Annotated in this window: 15 protein-coding genes; 9 read left to right on the forward strand and 6 right to left on the reverse strand. The window is 54.0% G+C overall.

The genetic code is table 11. The features are described from left to right. Positions 1 to 89: 89 nt before the first annotated feature. Together H3L91_RS00610 and H3L91_RS00615 are read right to left on the reverse strand one after the other, a co-directional pair. Positions 90 to 1,745 (reverse strand): ArnT family glycosyltransferase, encoded by a 1,656-nt coding sequence (locus H3L91_RS00610; protein ID WP_040658502.1) that lies wholly within the window; start codon positions 1,743 to 1,745, stop codon positions 90 to 92. A gap of 162 nt (positions 1,746 to 1,907) precedes the next feature. After that, a complete protein-coding gene (locus H3L91_RS00615; protein WP_007343968.1) occupies positions 1,908 to 2,588 on the reverse strand; it encodes an IS1595 family transposase in 681 nt (226 codons plus the stop codon). Between the two features lie 152 nt (positions 2,589 to 2,740). Between H3L91_RS00615 and tagD the strand changes: the two genes are divergently transcribed. From tagD to H3L91_RS00640, 5 genes are all read left to right on the forward strand, one after another. After that, on the forward strand, positions 2,741 to 3,142 hold the full coding sequence (gene tagD, locus H3L91_RS00620) for a glycerol-3-phosphate cytidylyltransferase (RefSeq protein ID WP_007341438.1): 402 nt from the start codon (positions 2,741 to 2,743) through the stop codon (positions 3,140 to 3,142). A gap of 2 nt (positions 3,143 to 3,144) precedes the next feature. Then, entirely contained in the window at positions 3,145 to 4,434 is a 1,290-nt protein-coding gene (locus H3L91_RS00625) for a LicD family protein (protein WP_007341439.1), read from the forward strand. Next, positions 4,421 to 7,408, forward strand: coding sequence for a CDP-glycerol glycerophosphotransferase family protein (locus H3L91_RS00630; protein WP_007341440.1), 2,988 nt, complete (start codon positions 4,421 to 4,423; stop codon positions 7,406 to 7,408). Before H3L91_RS00625 ends, H3L91_RS00630 begins: the two co-directional genes overlap by 14 nt. Before the next feature lie 18 nt (positions 7,409 to 7,426). Then, positions 7,427 to 8,497 carry a glycosyltransferase family 2 protein gene (locus H3L91_RS00635; RefSeq protein WP_007341441.1) on the forward strand — a complete coding sequence of 357 codons (1,071 nt, stop codon included), beginning with the start codon at positions 7,427 to 7,429 and terminating at the stop codon, positions 8,495 to 8,497. Positions 8,498 to 8,683: 186 nt separating this feature from the next. Then, positions 8,684 to 10,150 carry a DASS family sodium-coupled anion symporter gene (locus tag H3L91_RS00640; RefSeq protein WP_007341442.1) on the forward strand — a complete coding sequence of 489 codons (1,467 nt, stop codon included), beginning with the start codon at positions 8,684 to 8,686 and terminating at the stop codon, positions 10,148 to 10,150. Between the two features lie 549 nt (positions 10,151 to 10,699). On the opposite strand, the gene H3L91_RS00645 is transcribed toward H3L91_RS00640, so the two are convergent. The 4 genes from H3L91_RS00645 to H3L91_RS00660 all read right to left on the reverse strand — a co-directional run bounded on the left by H3L91_RS00645 (position 10,700) and on the right by H3L91_RS00660 (position 13,893). After that, positions 10,700 to 11,437 carry a pseudouridine synthase gene (locus tag H3L91_RS00645; protein ID WP_007341445.1) on the reverse strand — a complete coding sequence of 246 codons (738 nt, stop codon included), beginning with the start codon at positions 11,435 to 11,437 and terminating at the stop codon, positions 10,700 to 10,702. A gap of 199 nt (positions 11,438 to 11,636) precedes the next feature. Next, positions 11,637 to 12,791, reverse strand: a complete 1,155-nt coding sequence (locus H3L91_RS00650) for a THUMP domain-containing class I SAM-dependent RNA methyltransferase (protein WP_007341446.1) — start codon at positions 12,789 to 12,791, stop codon at positions 11,637 to 11,639. Positions 12,792 to 12,949: 158 nt separating this feature from the next. Continuing rightward, entirely contained in the window at positions 12,950 to 13,543 is a 594-nt protein-coding gene (locus tag H3L91_RS00655; RefSeq protein ID WP_007341447.1) for a phosphoheptose isomerase, read from the reverse strand. A 5-nt stretch (positions 13,544 to 13,548) separates the two neighbouring features. Beyond that, positions 13,549 to 13,893 (reverse strand): YraN family protein, encoded by a 345-nt coding sequence (locus H3L91_RS00660; RefSeq protein ID WP_007341448.1) that lies wholly within the window; start codon positions 13,891 to 13,893, stop codon positions 13,549 to 13,551. A gap of 118 nt (positions 13,894 to 14,011) precedes the next feature. On the opposite strand from H3L91_RS00660, the gene rsmI reads away from it, so the two are divergent. From rsmI to H3L91_RS00680, 4 genes are all read left to right on the forward strand, one after another. Then, positions 14,012 to 14,884 carry a 16S rRNA (cytidine(1402)-2'-O)-methyltransferase gene (gene rsmI / locus H3L91_RS00665; protein WP_040658503.1) on the forward strand — a complete coding sequence of 291 codons (873 nt, stop codon included), beginning with the start codon at positions 14,012 to 14,014 and terminating at the stop codon, positions 14,882 to 14,884. A 102-nt stretch (positions 14,885 to 14,986) separates the two neighbouring features. Continuing rightward, the gene (gene lspA, locus H3L91_RS00670) at positions 14,987 to 15,502 is read left to right on the forward strand and encodes a signal peptidase II (protein ID WP_007341450.1); all 516 of its coding nucleotides are present in this window, start codon (positions 14,987 to 14,989) and stop codon (positions 15,500 to 15,502) included. Then, positions 15,499 to 16,449 carry a 4-hydroxy-3-methylbut-2-enyl diphosphate reductase gene (ispH, locus tag H3L91_RS00675; RefSeq protein WP_007341451.1) on the forward strand — a complete coding sequence of 317 codons (951 nt, stop codon included), beginning with the start codon at positions 15,499 to 15,501 and terminating at the stop codon, positions 16,447 to 16,449. The genes lspA and ispH overlap by 4 nt, the downstream gene beginning before the upstream one ends. Positions 16,450 to 16,719: 270 nt before the next feature. Next, positions 16,720 to 17,760, forward strand: coding sequence for a zinc-dependent alcohol dehydrogenase family protein (locus tag H3L91_RS00680; protein WP_007341453.1), 1,041 nt, complete (start codon positions 16,720 to 16,722; stop codon positions 17,758 to 17,760). The last annotated feature ends 356 nt before the right edge of the window (positions 17,761 to 18,116 follow it).

An 18,116-nucleotide genomic window follows, 5' to 3' on the forward strand; every position in this document is an offset into this window, starting at 1 on the left:
CCGTCTGAAAAAGCGCGGCGCGGGTTCGGGCTGTGTTGAAGCTGCGTTTTCAGTGCGTTTTCAGACGGCCTTTAACAGATTTCAGGGTTTTACGGCTGCTGCGCCCGCGTGTTTTCCAGCAAAACGAAACGCTCGTCTTTGTTGCGCGGGCGGCCGCCCTGCCAAAGCACGCGCCAGCCCTCGGGCGGCGGCGTGTCCGCGCCGTCGGTCTGCACCACGCGGTAGCGGCAGGCGGGGTTATCGGACAGGGGAAGGCGGCCGTATTCGCCCCAGGCGGCGCGGGCGAGCGGCGTGTCCGCGCCGACAAACAGGCATTGTGTGCCGGTTTGCAGCGCGGCGGGGGCGGCGGCCTCCATGCGCTCCACCACGGGGCGGTAGCTTTTGGCCGCATCGAGCCAGGGCAGGAACAGCGTCATCAGCAGCGCCCACACCAGCGTCATGCCCGCCGCCCAGTTGGTTACCGCCTGCCGCCCGCGCACGTTTTTGCGCGTTACCGCCCGCAGCCATAGCGGCGTGAACAGCACGGCGACAATAATCGGCATAATGTCGAAATCGGGCGTGTAATACGGGCTGAAATAGGCCGAACGCTGCGCCAGCTTCGTCGGCCAGCCGAAGTTCATCGCCAGCCAGCCGGTCCACAAAAACACCGCCAGCGCGCCGAAAATCATGATGCCGAACCAGTTGAAAAACGCCGCCGCGCCGCGCCGCAGCCCGTCCAGCCGCGCCGCGCCGAGCAGGGCAAGCGGCGGCAGCAGCCAGATCAGGGCGTCCGTGCCTGCCTTCGGCGCGAAAACGAGCAGCAGGGACACCGCCGCCAGCCACGACAACAGCGGCGCGGCCCAGTCGCGCCGCAGAAAACCCCTGCCCGCGCACGTCCACACCGCCAGCGGCCAGGCGGGAAAGGCAAACCACAACAGGTTTTTCAGATAAAAAGGTGCGTGGAATGACAACCGCAGGGACGAGATGCCGCCGAAAATGCCGAACACCGCGTTGTCCCGCCACCACGCGAACGCTTCGGGCGAGGAAAAATACAGCGCGGCCGGATAAAGCAGCACCAGCGGCACGCCCAGCGCGAAGACCGCCGCCAGCGCGGCATAAAACCGCTTCTCCCGCCACGCGGGCGAAAACAGCGGTATCAGGCAGGCGGCCAGCATCAGAGCCGCCGTAACCGCCCAGCCGCCCGACACCGACAGCAAAGCCCAGCCGCCGCCCGTCAGCAGCGCGGCGAAAATCACCCGCCGCCGCGCCTCGGCCAGCCCGTACAGGCACATCCCCAGCGCGGCAAACTGCACCGGCACGCCGCCGAGCAGGTGGGCGTTGGCAATCAGCCCCGCGCAACCGATCAGAATCAGCACCACGCTGCGCCCCTGATGCCGCCCCGCCAGCCGGAAACCGGCCATGCCGCAGCAGGCCAGCCCGAGAGCGGCAAACAGCACGCCCGCAAAACGCATCGCCGAATACGCGTCCGCCAGCCACGGCGAAAACAGCACGCGGCACTGCGCCGCCAGCCAGACATACACAAAGGAAACACCGGCATCGTAATGCCCCTGCACCTGCGGCAGCAGCGCGTTGCCGCCCGCAAGCACGTCCTTCACCGCCTCGTTCGTCCAAATCTCGTGCGGCTTCCACAAGTCGTGCGAAAACACCCCCGGCCACAGCCAGGCAAAAGCCAGCAGCAGCAGAATCCAGGGCTTCTCATGCGTCGGCGGCGCGGCGCGGCTTTCGGGCGGGGTGTAGGTCAGCATGACGGCTTCGGGTTGGGAAACAGACGGTAGTGTAACAAAAAACCGCACCGCGTCGGGGTGGGATGGGGAGGCCGTCTGAAAACAAAAAATTAAATTCTGATGAGTATCCGGTGCTGCTGCCATTCCGTTTTTTAATTTAACAAGGGGCTTAGGAAGCAAAAATCATTTCAAAGGATCTTTTCGCAACATTTTCAGCAGCACTTTGTACAAATCATCATGCCTGTGATTAAAGCGGAATTCGGTTTCTTTCAAGTGCAGGTAAAACGTATGTCGTGCTACGCCGTGAAATTGTATCAGACGGTGTTTTGCATCACTCCAAAACGACTCGATACCGTTGATATGCCGCGCTCCGCGGGCAAATTCATTCTGCCCGTGACGCACCCTGAAATGCTTTGCAAAACCCATATCAACCAAGCCGTGATAACCACGCCGGCCATCAGTATTGATGACACTCCCAACAGAAATGTGCCCGCGTATTACCTTTTGCAGTGTGGCTTTGGACGCATCAGGAACGATTTCCGTATAGACCTTGCCGCCCCGTTTGAGTACGCCGGAAACGATGGTTTTGCCACCGGCACCGCGCCCGCGTTTACCACGGATGCGCTTTGCGCCAAAGTAAGATCCGTCAAGTTCCACAACGCCGTCAAAAGGGGTTTGCCGCTCGCTTTCGACAGCCAAACGCCGGCGCAATTTCAGAAAGGGCGTGTTGATGCTTCGGACGCTGATACCGGTTAGCCCGGCAGTATCGGAGGCGGTCAAATCCAAAGCAAACAGCCGCAGGATTTGACGAAATTGCGGTTCGGAAATTTTGCTGAACTTTTGATACTTGTTTTTTAATTTCATTTCAGAAGCTTATCACTGTTTTTGGTGATTTTGCTTCCTAAACCCCTTAACAATTTTCTTTTCAGGGGGATTTATTATCCTTATAATCACAACCTTTAGCGTTCGGACAGCAATAAGCAACTTCGACTACGGAATCTGACACAGGGGATACCATGAAAAAAATATTAACATATGGAACATTTGATCTGTTGCATCACGGGCATATCAATCTTTTGCAACGGGCTCGCGCCTTAGGTGATCATCTGACTGTCGCTGTTTCTACCGATGAGTTTAATCTATTAAAAAATAAAATATGTACTTATCCTTTTGAAGAACGAGCCACTATTCTACGCGCCATTCGTTATGTGGACGAGGTTATCCCTGAGATAACATGGGAACAGAAAATTCCAGACGTGCAAAACCATAATATCGACGTATTCGTTATGGGGGACGACTGGAAGGGCAAATTTGATTTTTTAAAAGACTATTGCGAAGTAGTCTATTTACCCCGTACTCCCGATATTTCTACGACCCAAATCAAACAAATTTTATCTGAAAATAAAGCAGGCATATAATAATGCATGTCCTGACCAAAAGGATTGCTTCCCTGTTACCCTCTGTTTTCATTAGGCGTATAAGCAAAATACATCGTGAACTAGCAGCAGAAAAAAAGCATATTAGACTTACTTGGTATCTCAGAGTTAACAAAATAATCAATGCATTAGAATCTGCAAATCATCCTGCTGTGCAACGTTATGCGGCAGACTTAGTATTGAACGGATGCGCAACAGGCTTTTTTTATAAAGCACAGAGCCTTTCTTTGCAAAACAAGACCAATGCCGCGTTCGAAGCCCTAGATCAACTATTAAAAAATATCCCATTTCATCCGGATGGAACATATCTGTTAGCGGAATTATTGGCAAAAAAGGGATTTAAAGAACAATCTTGGGAAAAATTAGAAACACTGCTTCAATATTCCAAGCGTAGGAAAACATGGCAAGCTCTTTCCAATTTGGTTGATACGCCTGAAGACTTTGACCGGTTTTACAGCCTATTTCAAAAAAAATATCCAGGGCAATTTTCTACTCTTCCATTTGATTTATCCTGCCACCTTTCCAATGCCGCCATCCGTGGAGAAAGAAAAGATTTCGCTTTAATGATATGGAGAGAGAAGTTTCATGGAAGTAATCAAGGGAAAACAGTAAAAAGCAATAAACTCCCAGAGAAACGTTATAATGACGAACTTGCAGCGGTAGCATTAAAATCAGCAAAACAAGTATTCTCACAATCCAATATCACATTTTTTCTTATTAGTGGAACGCTACTTGGAGCCATTAGAGAAGGGAAATTGCTTAGCCATGATAAAGATATTGACTTGGGCGTCTGGGATAATTATTCAATAAACCAATTAAACGAAATATTTTATAATAGTGGTTGTTTTTATGTATTACCTGGAAACAGCAACTATCTTTTAGTTGTGCGCCATGTTAATGGTGTAACCATTGATATCTTCATTCACTATCGAACGGAAACTGACTATTGGCATGCGGGAGGGAAAAGCATTTGGCACAACACGCCGTTTTGCCTAACCCCTTTGCATTTTTTGGCAGAAGACTATTTCATCCCCAAGAATTATGAATTATATTTAACTGAAAATTATGGTAATTGGCGCAACCCAATGACAGACTTCGACAGTGCGCTGGATACGCCAAATATGGAAATATCAGATAAAATTGATATGGCTATCTATCTGTATAAAAAATTAGCATCACCAAAAAAATTAAGCAATAAAATGTATCAACGATTAACAACGGCCCTATCCCTCTTGGGTGAATCTATTACGAAAGAAAAAGATGAAAGCAATTAAAAACTCGTTAAACTATCTTTTTGCGCCCGCCTCATATAGAAAAGGTCTGAAAGAATATTCGGCCAAACAATGGCAGCAGGCTCTCGCATCTTTCCAGACATCCGTCAAACAATCGCCTGAACATCCGCAAAGTCATTTTAAACTCGGTCTTTGCTATATGAAACTTGGAAATTTGGAGGAAGCGCACCAGCACATAGGATACGCCATACGTCAGGCTCCTTATAATGTTTCATGGAAAACCCAAATGGAACAATGTGAGAAAAAGCTGCACAATATTGGTGCGCATGCGTCCCATCCAATAACATCTGCTTCATCCGCGCCAGCTCCGCTTGCTCCCCTGCCCCGTATTTCTCAAGACGGATCTAGCAATACCTTGAATGTACGTCTAAAAAAGAAACTGCTGCTAATTCCCTCCGACTATAATCACCGAGTCATGGCAGACATTATGCCTTTTATCGAACATTATAAATATGACTTTGATATTTATATCATTCTGCGGGAATGCGATGCCGATATAGAAAGAAGATTAAATTACACTATTGTAAAAAACGGTACCCCCTATGGAGAGTTTCTGAAATTTACTGCTGATTATGTAATTGATGCCGGCACAATGAATGCCGGTTACCGTATTACTGATACTAATAAATGGATATCGGTATGGCATGGCATCCCATACAAAAAAATGTTTGTTGATTTAGATATCAAGCATCTTTCAGGTGCCATTCGCTATGGTTTGGCTTACGATTGCATGATTTCAATGTCAGATTTCTATACTAACACTTTCCTAAAAGGCGCAATGCGCTATGACGGTATTATCCATCAAGTGGGCTGTGCAAAAATGGATAATTTGTTAAACAACAAATATTCAGTACAATCGGTCAGAAAGCGGTTTAATCTACCAGATGACCGTCAGATTGCGCTTTATGCCCCCGCCTCCCGCTGTTACATGAGTAAAGAAAATTTACCTTTTGATGTGGAAAAACTTGCCTGTTTACTTGGAGAGAAATGGCTTTTATTAGTCAGGACACCATCAAGATCTGCTGAGCTGCCAGAAGACACAGAAAATATCCGATTTATATCAAATTTAGATATGAACGAAATCGAAAATTTTTTAGTTGCTGATATTTTAATTAGTGATTATCATCCGATAATTCATTTGTTTAATGAATATCAGAAGCCAGTTGTACTTTATCAGTATGATTATGATAAATTTATTTCTACACATAAGGAGCGCCGTAAGGAATTGGAAAAACTCGCCAATAATCCGTATACAGCAACTAGAGAATCACATTTATATAACTTGGATTGGAAGAACATTTGCCAATCTGCTTCGTTAGCACTTGTCCCTTCTGAAAATTGGGCCTATCAAAACATCAAACAAAAACTTGGTATTCCGGAAGACAAAAAAGTTATTCTTTATGCACCAACTTATCGAGAAAGAGGCCCTATATCTTTACCGTTTAATCCCGCTCGGCTTCTGCGTCATCTTAATAACGAATATGTCATTATTACTAAACTACATTATTTAAACAGCTTGCAACGGGAATACAAAAATGTTATTGATTGCACATCAACTGCCGATTTAGCCGATCTAATGAAGATGGCGGACATTCTTATCAGCGACTATTCTTCGTTGGTATTGGACTTTGCCGTCTTGAACAAACCGATTATCCTGTTCCAATATGACAGCTACGATTATATGCGTCAAAGAGGCGTTTATTTTGATTTTGAGGAATATCTGCCAGCACGTCAGATAATTGATAGAGAAATTGATCTCTACCGTTTGGATTGGAACAGTCTTGATTCCGACAATAACAAATTGGTACAAACCTTTTACCCATTGGAAGACGGACACTCTACCAAACGCATAGCGGATGTTTTAGCCTTAGATGCTGATCCTCGTTTTGGTAAGGATATTATTTTTCTAATCAATGATTTGAATCAAATAGGTGGGATACATACTTTTATTAAGAATATGGCTAAGTATTATAAGGAAAAATACAATAGCCGTATTTATGTGCTGGCTATTAAAGAGTTTGCGGAAAACAACTCTGAATACCACGTATTCCAAAGTCCATATATTGATTTTTATATGTCATCACAGTATTTGCGAGGCGGTTGTGCCAGTATTCTGCAAAACACTGACGGCATTGTTATTTCGTTGCAATTCTCTGCTCACCTTCACTTCCAAAAATATCTGAGTGGTGCAAAAACGGTATTAATGTTCCATGGTGATGTGAAAGACATTATTTCTCAGGAGATGTATGGACCTCATTTGGGTTGGCTGAACGAAGGTAATCTTTACAATTATGACAAGCTGCTTCTGCTTACTGATTCAGCTGTTCAGCTGCTCTCGCCTCACCTAAAAGAAGAAGTACGTAATAAGCTTGGTTTTATCCACAACTCTATTGAAGCGGAGTACCAAGCGATTGACTCACACTGCCCTAATCATACAGCCGTTATCAGCCGTTTGGATGCCGATAAAAATATCTTTGCCTTGATAGAATTAGGCAAGGAAATCCAAACGAAAAACTCAAACATTGTAGTCAACGTATATGGAGACGGTAAATTAAAAGGCGAGTTTCAAGCAGCTATTGATGACAACGGTCTTCATGACATTATCCGTCTTCGTGGTTTTGAACCAGATAAAGGCAAAATTTTTACCGAAAACGATTCTTTAATTTTATTATCTAAATCTGAAGGATTCGGTCTTGTGTTATTGGAGGCTTATGCCCATGGAAAACCTGTGGTTGTATTTGACTCTTATACAGGTGCATCGGAAGTAGTCAAACATGGCAAAACCGGATTTTTAGTACCCTACGATGACTATACGGGTGTAATTGATACATTAGGCAGACTGGATACTTTGGATGTAAACGATATTAAAGATACATTTAACGAGTTTAGTAATGAAACTGTTTTTGGCAAATGGGATCAGCTTTTCTCAGAATTAGATAATTTAGAAAATAGATAATACTTTAAAGGTTATAATATGTCATTCTTGCAAAAATTATTTCGTCCTGGAAAGCCGCAAACATCAAGCAATCCACCCAAAGCGGAAGCAGAAGACAATATTGTCATTTCCGTGGTCATCCCAAGTTACAATGCGCGAAAAACGCTTGCCTCAACCTTAGAATCATTGCAAAAATCCCAACACACTAACCTAGATGTGATAGTGGTTGACGATGGTTCCGAAGACAGAGCTGAAGATATTGTCAACTCTTTTAAAGACAACCGTTTCCGCTATTTTTGGAAAGAGAATGCCGGACCGGGATTGGCGAGGAATTTTGGTATTGACCACGCAAAAGGGGAATACATTTTCTTTTTGGACGCTGACGATGCAATATATCCCGATTCCTTAGTTCACTTGCTCAAATATGCCAGAGAACATGATTTGGATGTGGTTTCCGGGGTAACCGTACGCAAGCAGATTGATACTGGTGCGGAAGGCGAATGGTTTAGAGATCTGTATAAAACAAAAAAAATCAATACATTCAATGAACGGCTTAATTTATACAGCGATACATTATCTACAAACAAGCTGTATCGAACCCAAGTATTGAGAGATAAAAATATTTATTTTGACGAAGGCTTGTATGAAGACAAAATCTTCACTGCAAAGATTTACTCTCAAATAGACCGTATCGGCCTAATCGACAACCGCGTTTATATCTGGTTTGTCTATGGTAATCAAACCAGTATCACTACATCTAAATCGGTAGACAATTATAAAGAGCGCATGGTTGCCATTCGAAAGTTATGGCCATATTTACCTGCCTTACGGAAAGCATATCAATTAATATTTTATATTAATCACGATCTGCTGATTTATTTGCGCGAATTTATTTTCTATTCCGAAGAGGAAAAACATGATATTTATCAGTCGGCAGCTGATTTTATTGGAGAAAACAAAAACCTTGTTTATAAAAAATTGGTAACGACGAGTCTGAACCGAGCCTGTCTGGATGCTCTTTGCGATAGAGACGAAGCGAAGTTTCTCTACACAGCGAACATTCTGTCGCAGACTTTCCAAGACGAACAACTTGCAAAGCAGAAAGCCTGACAATATTCCAATATATTAAGGCCGTCTGAAATCCCTTATACCGGGCTTTCAGACGGCCTCTTCTTTTAAAATAGAATATTCTGTTTTTCGCTTACCAAAACGGCGCGGCAGGCGTATAGTTTCTCCAATCCACTTTTTTTTACCAACAGGTATCCTTTGCGGATGCCGCGAGAAAGGAGTGTTCCCATGGACAAACTCGGTTTCAAACCCGTTCCCGCCGCCGTTGCGGTGGGGCTTGCCCTGCTGATTTGGTTCGTCATCCCCGTTCCCACGGGCGTAACGCCGCAGGCGTGGCATCTTCTGGCAATGTTTGTCGGCGTGATTGCCGCGATTATCGGCAAGGCGATGCCCATCGGCGCGTTGTCGATGGTGGCGGTGATGCTGGTGGCGGTAACCGGCGTAACCAATAACAAGCCTGACGCCGCGATCAAAGACGCGCTTTCGAGCTTTGCCAGCCCGCTGATCTGGCTGATCGGCGTGTCCATCATGATTTCGCGCGGCATTCTGAAAACCGGCCTGGGCGCGCGCATCGGCTACTACTTCATTTCCCTGTTCGGCAAAAAAACGCTGGGCATCGGTTACAGCCTCGCCATCTCCGAGCTGATCCTCGCGCCGGTAACGCCGAGCAACACCGCGCGCGGCGGCGGCATCATCCATCCGGTGATGAAGGCCATCGCGTCGAGTTACGACTCCGACCCCGAAAAAGGCACGCAGGGGCGCATCGGCCGCTATCTCGCGCTGGTGAACTACCACAGCAACCCGATCACATCGGCGATGTTCATCACCGCCACCGCGCCCAATCCGCTGGTGGTGGACATCATTGCCAAAGCCACCGGCAACGGCATCCATCTGAGCTGGGGCACCTGGGCGGTGGCCATGCTGCTGCCCGGCCTCGTCGCCATGCTGCTGATGCCGCTGGTGCTGTATTTCGTCAGCCCGCCCGAAATCAAAGCCACGCCCAACGCGGCGCAGTTTGCCAAAGAGCGTCTGGCCGAGCTGGGCAAAATGAACGGCGGCGAGAAAATCATGCTGGCGATTTTCGCCCTGCTGCTCATCCTGTGGGCGGGCATACCCGCGCTGGTTTTCGGCGACGCGTTTGCCGTCGATGCCACCACCACCGCCTTTATCGGCCTCTCGCTGCTGCTGCTCTCCGGCGTGCTTTCGTGGGACGACGTGCTGAAAGAAAAAAGCGCGTGGGACACGATCACCTGGTTTGCCGCCCTCGTGATGATGGCCACCTTCCTCAACAAACTCGGCCTGATCGCCTGGTTTTCCGACGCGCTCAAAACCGGCATCGAACACACCGGCATGGGCTGGATGGGTGCCTCCATGCTGCTGCTTCTGGTGTACATGTACGCCCACTATATGTTCGCCAGCACCACCGCCCACATCACCGCCATGCTGGCCGCCTTCTACGCGGCGGGGCTTGCACTGGGCGCACCGCCGATGGCCTTCGGCCTGATTATGGCCGCCGCGTCCAGCCTGATGATGACCCTCACCCACTACGCCACCGGCACCGCCCCCGTAATTTTCGGCTCGGGCTACGCCACACTGGGCGAATGGTGGAAGGCCGGCTTCGTGATGAGCGTGGCCAACCTGCTGGTATTCCTCATCGTCGGCGGCATCTGGTGGAAGGCCTTGGGCTACTGGTAAACCGTTCCGCATAAAATACGGCAAGAGGCCGTCTGAAAACTGCAAAACGCGGTTTTCAGACGGCCTCTGCCGTTTTGCAGGGTGTGTCGCCCAAACAACGCACGCGTTCTCTGCTACACAACAAATCCGCGCCCTTCCCGCCAATCCCAAACCGCGTGCGTGGCTGCGCCACACACCCTACACACGGTTTTTCAGACGGCCTCTGCCGCTAAGAAGGCAGGTTGGGTCAAGCCCAACGTCCGTGCAATCGGTCGATGTTGGGTTTGCAACCCAAGCTACCCGCCGAACCTGCCGTAGGGTGTGTCGCCCCAAGGCGACGCACGCGTTCCCTGCCGCCCAAGAAATCCGCGCCCTCCCTGCCAATCCCAAACCGCGTGCGTGGCTTGCGCCACACACCCTACACACGGTTTTTCAGACGGCCTCTTTGCTTTACAGTGGATACAGGTAAAAAGTATCCGGTGCAGGCCGGGCGGCGAAAGGCCGTCTGAAAAACGGTTTCAACTTTGTTGAAGTTGCGCTTTCAGACGGCCTTTTTGTTCGGACGCGCGTTCAGAAACGCTCGTCCGAGGCGAGGTAACGCCATTTGCCCGGGGGCAGTGCGCCGAGTTTGACGCGGCCGATGCGGATGCGTTTGAGGCCGACCACGGTGAGGCCGACCAGTTCGCACATGCGGCGGATTTGGCGTTTTTTGCCCTGGCGCAGCACGAAACGGAGCTGGTCCCGGTTCTGCCATTCCACTTTGGCGGGGCGCAGCGGTTCGCCGTCGAGGCTTAATCCGTGGTTGAGCAGGGCGAGGCCGTTTTCTTTCAGACGGCCTCTGACGCGCACGAGGTATTCTTTTTCGCTACCGCCGTCCGCGCCGACGAGCTGTTTGGCGGTGCGCCCGTCCTGGGTGAGGACGAGCAGGCCGACGGAGTCGATGTCGAGGCGGCCGGCGGGAGCGAGGCCGCGCAGGTGGCGCGGGTCGAACGGGATGCGGCTTTGGTCGCCTTCCCAGCGGTTTTCGGGTGTGAAAAGCTCTACGGCGGCGCGGTAGCCTTTTTCGGGCTGGCCGCTGACGTAGCCGACGGGTTTGTTGAGGAGGACGGTTACGCGCCGCGCCTGGGTTTCGTGCGCTTCGCGGGCGAGGTCGATGCGGTCGGCGGGGCTTACTTTCTGGCCGAGCACGGCAGTTTGGCCGTTCACGCGTACCCAGCCGCGTTCGATATAGGCGTCGGCTTCGCGCCGCGAGCAGAGGCCGAGTTCGGCCATGCGTTTGGAAAGGCGGAGGGGTTCTTGTCCGGTCATGCGGATTCCTTTTTGTTTGGCTGCCGGTGCGGCGCATGTGTCGTTGCCGTTCAGGCCGTCTGAAACCGCGTGCGCGGCTGCGCCACACGCCCTACCCGTCAGCCGCTGTTCCGTTGGCAGCGCATACGCCGTCTTTTGTTTTAACTTCGTTGAAGCTGCGCTTTCAGAAACGTCATCCCCGCGTAGGCGGGAACGGCCGCTACGCGCCGTTTTTGCGGTTGCTGCCGGACACCATGTCCAGGAGGAACAGGCGGCAGTCGAGTTTGCCGTTGTAGAGGGGGATTTTGCGGCTCGGGGTGAGGCGCATGAGTTTGGGCATGTCGCGGTCGGCGGTGAACATGCCGACGCGCCAGCCGGGGTAGTGCTGTTTGAGCCAGCTGCCGAGCTGGGGGTAGAGGGCGTGCAGTGCCTGCACTTCGGAGAGGCGCACGCCGTAGGGCGGGTTGGAGAGCATGATGCCGTCCGCGCCGTTGGGGCGGGCGTCCTGCGCGTCGCAGGTGGCGATGTCGATGAAGGCTTCAACTTCGGCGGCGCGGGCGTTGGCTTGGGCGGCACGGGTCATGGCGCGGTCGTTGTCGCCGGCGGCGATGTTTTCAGACGGCCTGTCTTTGGCGGCGGCGCGGGCTTGGGCTTTGAGGCGCGCCCACAGGGCGGGATCGTGCACGGCCAGTTTTTCAAAACCGAAGCGGCGCATGAGGCCGGGGGCGCGGTTGAGGGCGATCCAGGCAGCTTCGATGGCGAGGGTGCCGCTGCCGCAGAAGGGGTCTTGGAAGGGCCGGCTGCCGTCGTAGCCTGCCAAAAGCAGCAGGCCGGCGGCGAGGTTTTCGCGCAGGGGGGCTTCGCCGGTGTCTTGGCGGTAGCCGCGTTTGAACAGGGCTTCGCCGCTGGTGTCGAGGAAGATTTGCGCGGTTTTGTCGTCGAGGAAGACGCGGATGCGGATGTCGGGGCGGTGTTTGTCTACCGAGGGGCGGCGGCCGGTGCGCTCGCGGAAGTGGTCGCAGAGGGCGTCTTTGGTTTTGAGGCTGACGAAGTCGAGGCTTTTGACGGCGGCGCGGCGGCCTTCGGTTTGTACTTTGACGGTGTGGCCGTCTGAAAACCATTTGTGCCAGCGGATGCTGCGGGCGAGGCGGTAGATGTCGTTTTCGCTGCGGTACGCGCCGTGCGCGAGGCGCAGGAGGACGCGGGAGGCAGTGCGGGAATGGAGGTTGGCGCGATAGATTTGTTCGAGGCCGCCGGTGCAGGACGCGCCGCCGTCGGCGGTTCGGACGTTTGCGCAGCCTTGCTCGGCGAGTTCTTGCGCGAGCACGGTTTCGAGGCCGCGCGGACAGGTGGCGAAGAGGGGGTAGTCGGTCATGGGTAACTTTGTTGGCGCCGCGTTTCGGCGCGCCGAAGCTGCGCTTTCAGACGGCCTTTGTGTAGCGGCGGTTGGTACGGGCGGCCTGTTTGACGGCGGGGCGGCATGAGGCCGTCTGAAAAACGATTTTTTATTTTTCAGACGGCCTCAACGCCGTTTTACACGCCTTCCATCAGCATGGTGTCGATGCAGTCGCACAGGGCGTGGACGAGGACGATGTGGTTTTCCTGAATGCGGGCGGTGCGCGGGTGGGGGACGTTTAACAAAATATCGTCGTCTTTGAGCATGGCGGCGATTTTGCCGCCGTCGCGGCCGGTGAAGGCGAGGATGCGCATGTCGCGTTCGTGGGCGGCTTTGATGGCTTCGATGACGTTGCCGGAGTTGCCCGAGGTGGAGATGCCCAGCAGCACGTCGCCGGGGCGGCCGAGGGCGCGCACCTGTTTGCTGAATACGTGCTCGAAGCCGTAGTCGTTGCCGATGGCGGTGAGGGCGGAGGTGTCGGTGGTGAGGGCGAGGGCGGCCAGCTCCATGCGTTCTTTTTCAAACCGGCCGGTGAGTTCGGCGGCGAAATGCTGCGCGTCGGCCGCCGAGCCGCCGTTGCCGCAGACGAGGATTTTGCCGTCGTTCATCAGGCATTCGAGCAGCATTTGCGCGGCTTCGGCGGTCGGCCCGGCCAGCACTTCGGCGGCCTGCCGTTTGGCGGCGATGCTTTCTTCAAAATGGGCGCGGACGCGTTCTTCAAGGGTGGTCATAAGGTTTATCCTGTGATGTTTTGCAGCCAGAGCGGGCGGGCGTTTCCTTCGATCAGCACCGCGTCGAGGCGGCAGCCGCCGCGGTGCGGGTGTTTTTGCAGGTAGTGCTCGACGCTTTTTTGCAGCCTGGCCAGTTTGGCGGGCGTGATGCTGTATGCCGCGCCGCCGAACGCGGCGGATTTGCGGTATTTTACTTCAACAAACAGCAAGAGTGCGCCCGATTGCACGACCAGATCGATTTCGCCGTGCGGGCAGTGCCAGTTGCGCGCCAGCAGGCGGCAGCCGTTTTCCTGCAAAAAACGCAGCGCGGCATCCTCGGCCGCCTGCCCGCTGGGGTGGTTCAAACGCATGCTTTTCTTTCTGACAACGCGGTTTTCAGACGGCCTGCATGGTAAGCGGTAATGCGGCCTGCTGCAAACAGGCCGTCTGAAAGCTACAATGCCGCCCGTTTCAAACCGGAATCCCGCCATGCCGCAAACCCATCTGCAAAAAGCCGCCGACAGCCTCGAATCCGCGCTTTATACCGTCGCCACCCCCATCGGCAACCTCGCCGACATCACCCTGCGCGCCCTTGCCGTGCTGCGCCGCGCCGACCTCGTCTGCGCCGAAGACACCCGCGTAACCGCCCGCCTGCTCGCCGCCTACGGCATACAGGCGCGCCTTATCAGCGTGCGCGAACACAACGAGCGGCAGATGGCGGACAAGATCGTTTCCGCCCTTTCAGACGGCCTCATCGTCGCCCAAGTGTCCGACGCGGGCACCCCTGCCGTGTGCGACCCCGGCGCAAGGCTGGCCGAACACGTGCGCGAAGCCGGATTCAAAGTGATCCCCGTGCCCGGCGCGAGCGCGGTGATGGCTGCCCTCAGCGCGGCGGGCGTATCCGAATCCTGCTTTTATTTCAACGGTTTTCTGCCGCCCAAAGCTGCCGCCCGCCAAAAACTGTTTGCAGCGTGGCAGGGCGCGGACTATCCGGTCGTGATGTTTGAAGCCCCGCACCGCATCGAAGCCGCCCTCTCCGACATGGCCGCCGCCTTCCCCGCGCGCCGCCTCACGCTGGCGCGCGAGCTGACCAAAACCTTTGAAACCTTTTTAAGCGGTACCGTGGCCGAAATTCAGACGGCCTTACGCGAAGACCCGAACCAGACGCGCGGCGAAATGGTGCTGATCCTCCACCCCGCCGCGCCGGAAAAAAACGCCGCCCTGCCCGCCGAAGCCCTGCGCGTGCTGGACATCCTCGCGGCGGAGCTGCCCACCAAACAGGCGGCCGAGCTGGCGGCGCGGATAACGGGCGCGAACAAAAAAGCCCTGTACGACGCCGCGCTGGCGCACAAAAACGGCTGAGGCCGCACTTTCAGACGGCCTTTGCCCGCCGCCCCGCGCATATCGGTTAAAATGCCGCCCTTTCCCATCACAGGCCGTCTGAAAACGGCATCTTAGAACAACATGCGAAACACACCGTCCACCCTGCGCTACTGGCTGCTCTCCGCCGCCGCCGTGGTGCTCGACCAAATCAGCAAATACGCCGTTCTGGCGCGTTTTGAAGACTTTGAACGCCTGCCCGTCGTCAGCGGCTTTTTCGACCTCACGCTGGTGTACAACACCGGCGCGGCGTTCAGCTTTCTCGCCTCAGCCGGCGGCTGGCAGAAATACTTTTTTGTCGCGCTGGCGGCGGTGATTTCCGTGTGGCTGGTGCGCGCGGTGCGAAAGGGCGAGTTCGGCGCACTCGGCTCGTGGGGCGCGGCGATGGTGGTCGGCGGCGCGCTGGGCAACGTTATCGACCGCTTTGTCCACGGAAAAGTGGTGGACTTTCTACTTTTCTACGGCGAAACATGGTCTTATCCCGCATTCAACGTGGCCGATAGCTTTATCTGCGTCGGCGCGGCACTGCTGGTGCTCGACAGCTTCACCCACAAAAAACACGGCAGGCCGTCTGAAAACACGCAAAAGGAAGCCTCATGAGCGGCAAAACCATCATGCTCGCCAACCCGCGCGGCTTCTGCGCGGGCGTGGACAGAGCCATCAGCATCGTGGAGCGCGCGCTGGAAGAATTCGGCGCGCCGATTTACGTGCGCCACGAAGTCGTCCACAACAAATTCGTGGTGGACAACCTGCGCGAGAAAGGCGCGGTTTTCATTGAGGATTTGGCCGACGTGCCGCCGGGCGCGACCCTGATCTACTCGGCGCACGGCGTGTCCAAGGCGGTGCAGGACGAGGCGGCGGCGCGGGGTTTCCGCGTGTTCGACGCCACCTGCCCGCTGGTTACCAAAGTGCACAAGGAAGTGGCGCGGCTGGATACGCAGGGCTACCAGATCATCATGATCGGCCACGCGGGGCACCCCGAAGTGGAAGGCACGATGGGGCAGCTTCCCGAAGGTTCGATTCTTTTGGTGCAGACCGTCGAAGACGTGGCCGCGCTCGAAGTGGCCGACCCCGACCGCCTCTCGCACGTGAGCCAGACCACGCTTTCGGTGGACGAAACGCGCGACATCATCGCCGCCCTCAAAGCGCGTTTCCCTAACATCAAAAGCCCGCCCAAAGACGACATCTGCTACGCCACCACCAACCGTCAGGAGGCGGTGAAGCAGCTGGCCGCCGAATGCGACATCGTCATCGTCGTCGGCTCGCCCAACTCGTCCAACAGCAACCGCCTGCGCGAAGTGGCCGCCCAGCGCGGTGTGGACGCCTATATGGTGGACAACGCCTCCCACCTGCGCCGCGAATGGTTCGCGGGCAAACGGCAGGTGGGCGTAACCGCCGGCGCGTCCGCCCCCGAAGTGCTGGTGCAGGAAGTGCTGGACACGCTCAAAGCCTGGGGGCACGACACCCTGCGCGAGGGCGAGGGCACGGAAGAAAGCATTGTTTTCGTGCTGCCCAAAGAGCTGCGCGGCGAGAAAAAGGCCGTCTGAAAAAGGGCTTGATCGGCAGGCGTAGGGGGTGCGGCACAGCCACGCACGCGGTTTGGGCTTGCGGGAACATGAAACGCGTGCATCGTTGACCCACCCCACATAACGGCAGAGGCCGTCTGAAAACCTGTTTTACGGGTTTTCAGACGGCCTCTTGTTATAGTATAACACATTGAAAACTTTAAATAATTTGACAAACAATATCAATCGTCCTATAAGCGGGTTTATGCAGTCGTTACGTTTTCTCCAACCTTCCGAACGAAAGGAAACACCATGAAAGCAATGGTTTACCACGGCGCGGGCGACATCCGCTTTGAAGAAAAACCCAAGCCGCAGATTATCGATCCCACCGACGCGGTGGTGAAAATCGTCAAAACCACGATTTGCGGCACCGACTTGGGCATCTGGAAAGGCAAAAACCCCGAAGTGGCCGACGGCCGCATCCTCGGCCACGAGGGCATCGGCATCGTCGAAGAAGTCGGCTCGGCGGTGAAAAACGTCAAACCCGGCGACAAAGTCATTATTTCCTGCGTCAGCAAATGCTGCACCTGCGACAACTGCAAAATCCAGCTCTACTCGCACTGCCGCAACGGCGGCTGGATACTCGGCTACATGATCGACGGCACGCAGGCCGAATACGTGCGCACCCCCTATGCCGACAACAGCCTTGTGCCGCTGCCCGCCAACGTCAACGAAGAAGTCGCCCTGCTGCTCTCCGACGCGCTGCCCACCGCCCATGAAATCGGCGTGCAATACGGCGACGTGAAACCCGGCGACACCGTATTCATCGCCGGCGCAGGCCCCGTGGGCATGTCCGCCCTCCTCACCGCCCAGCTTTACAGCCCCGCCGCGATTATCGTGTGCGACATGGACGAAAACCGCCTCAAACTCGCCAAAGAGCTCGGCGCAACGCACACCGTCAGCCCCGCATCGGGCGACGTGTCCAAGCAAGTATTTGATATAGTGGGACAAGACGGCGTGGACTGCGCCATCGAAGCGGTCGGCATCCCCGCCACCTGGAATATGTGCCAGGATATCGTCAAACCCGGCGGCCACATCGCCATAGTCGGCGTTCACGGGCAATCGGTTGATTTCAAACTGGAAAAACTGTGGATCAAAAACCTCGCCATCACCACCGGCCTGGTCAACGCCAACACCACCGAAATGCTGATGAAAGCCATCTCGTCCAGCCCCGTCGATTACACCAAAATGCTCACCCACCATTTCAAATTCGACAAACTGGAAAAAGCCTACGACGTGTTCAAACACGCCGCCGAAAACCAGGCGATGAAAGTGGTGCTGGTCAACGGATAAGGCAGGCGTTTTGCCGACGAGCCAATCTGTTGATATAAAAAGCAAAGAGGCCGTCTGAAAACCGCAATACAGGTTTTCAGACGGCCTTTTTTGTTTTTACGCCGCCAAACATCCGGGCTTTTATAGTGGATAAAGATAAAAAGTATCCGGTGTAGGCCGGGCTTCAGCCCGGCAAAATATCGGAGAAATAGTGAGTTAGCCGGGCTGAAGCCCGGCCTACGGCCTGACGTAGGGTGTGTCGCCCCAAGGCGACGCACGCGGTTTCTGCCGCCCGACAAATCCGCGCATCCGTGCCCTCTTCGCAAACCCAAACCGCGTGCGTGGCTGCGCCACACACCCTACTCCGTGGCCGAACG

This window comes from Neisseria bacilliformis, from assembly GCF_014055025.1.
GTDB lineage: Bacteria > Pseudomonadota > Gammaproteobacteria > Burkholderiales > Neisseriaceae > Neisseria > Neisseria bacilliformis.

Coding starts and splice junctions, on each gene's coding strand:
- H3L91_RS00610 (WP_040658502.1), bottom strand. CDS start 1,745: ATGCTGACCTACACCCCGCCCGAAAGCCGCGCCGCGCCGCCGACGCAT.
- H3L91_RS00615 (WP_007343968.1), bottom strand. CDS start 2,588: ATGAAATTAAAAAACAAGTATCAAAAGTTCAGCAAAATTTCCGAACCG.
- tagD (WP_007341438.1), top strand. CDS start 2,741: ATGAAAAAAATATTAACATATGGAACATTTGATCTGTTGCATCACGGG.
- H3L91_RS00625 (WP_007341439.1), top strand. CDS start 3,145: ATGCATGTCCTGACCAAAAGGATTGCTTCCCTGTTACCCTCTGTTTTC.
- H3L91_RS00630 (WP_007341440.1), top strand. CDS start 4,421: ATGAAAGCAATTAAAAACTCGTTAAACTATCTTTTTGCGCCCGCCTCA.
- H3L91_RS00635 (WP_007341441.1), top strand. CDS start 7,427: ATGTCATTCTTGCAAAAATTATTTCGTCCTGGAAAGCCGCAAACATCA.
- H3L91_RS00640 (WP_007341442.1), top strand. CDS start 8,684: ATGGACAAACTCGGTTTCAAACCCGTTCCCGCCGCCGTTGCGGTGGGG.
- H3L91_RS00645 (WP_007341445.1), bottom strand. CDS start 11,437: ATGACCGGACAAGAACCCCTCCGCCTTTCCAAACGCATGGCCGAACTC.
- H3L91_RS00650 (WP_007341446.1), bottom strand. CDS start 12,791: ATGACCGACTACCCCCTCTTCGCCACCTGTCCGCGCGGCCTCGAAACC.
- H3L91_RS00655 (WP_007341447.1), bottom strand. CDS start 13,543: ATGACCACCCTTGAAGAACGCGTCCGCGCCCATTTTGAAGAAAGCATC.
- H3L91_RS00660 (WP_007341448.1), bottom strand. CDS start 13,893: ATGCGTTTGAACCACCCCAGCGGGCAGGCGGCCGAGGATGCCGCGCTG.
- rsmI (WP_040658503.1), top strand. CDS start 14,012: ATGCCGCAAACCCATCTGCAAAAAGCCGCCGACAGCCTCGAATCCGCG.
- lspA (WP_007341450.1), top strand. CDS start 14,987: ATGCGAAACACACCGTCCACCCTGCGCTACTGGCTGCTCTCCGCCGCC.
- ispH (WP_007341451.1), top strand. CDS start 15,499: ATGAGCGGCAAAACCATCATGCTCGCCAACCCGCGCGGCTTCTGCGCG.
- H3L91_RS00680 (WP_007341453.1), top strand. CDS start 16,720: ATGAAAGCAATGGTTTACCACGGCGCGGGCGACATCCGCTTTGAAGAA.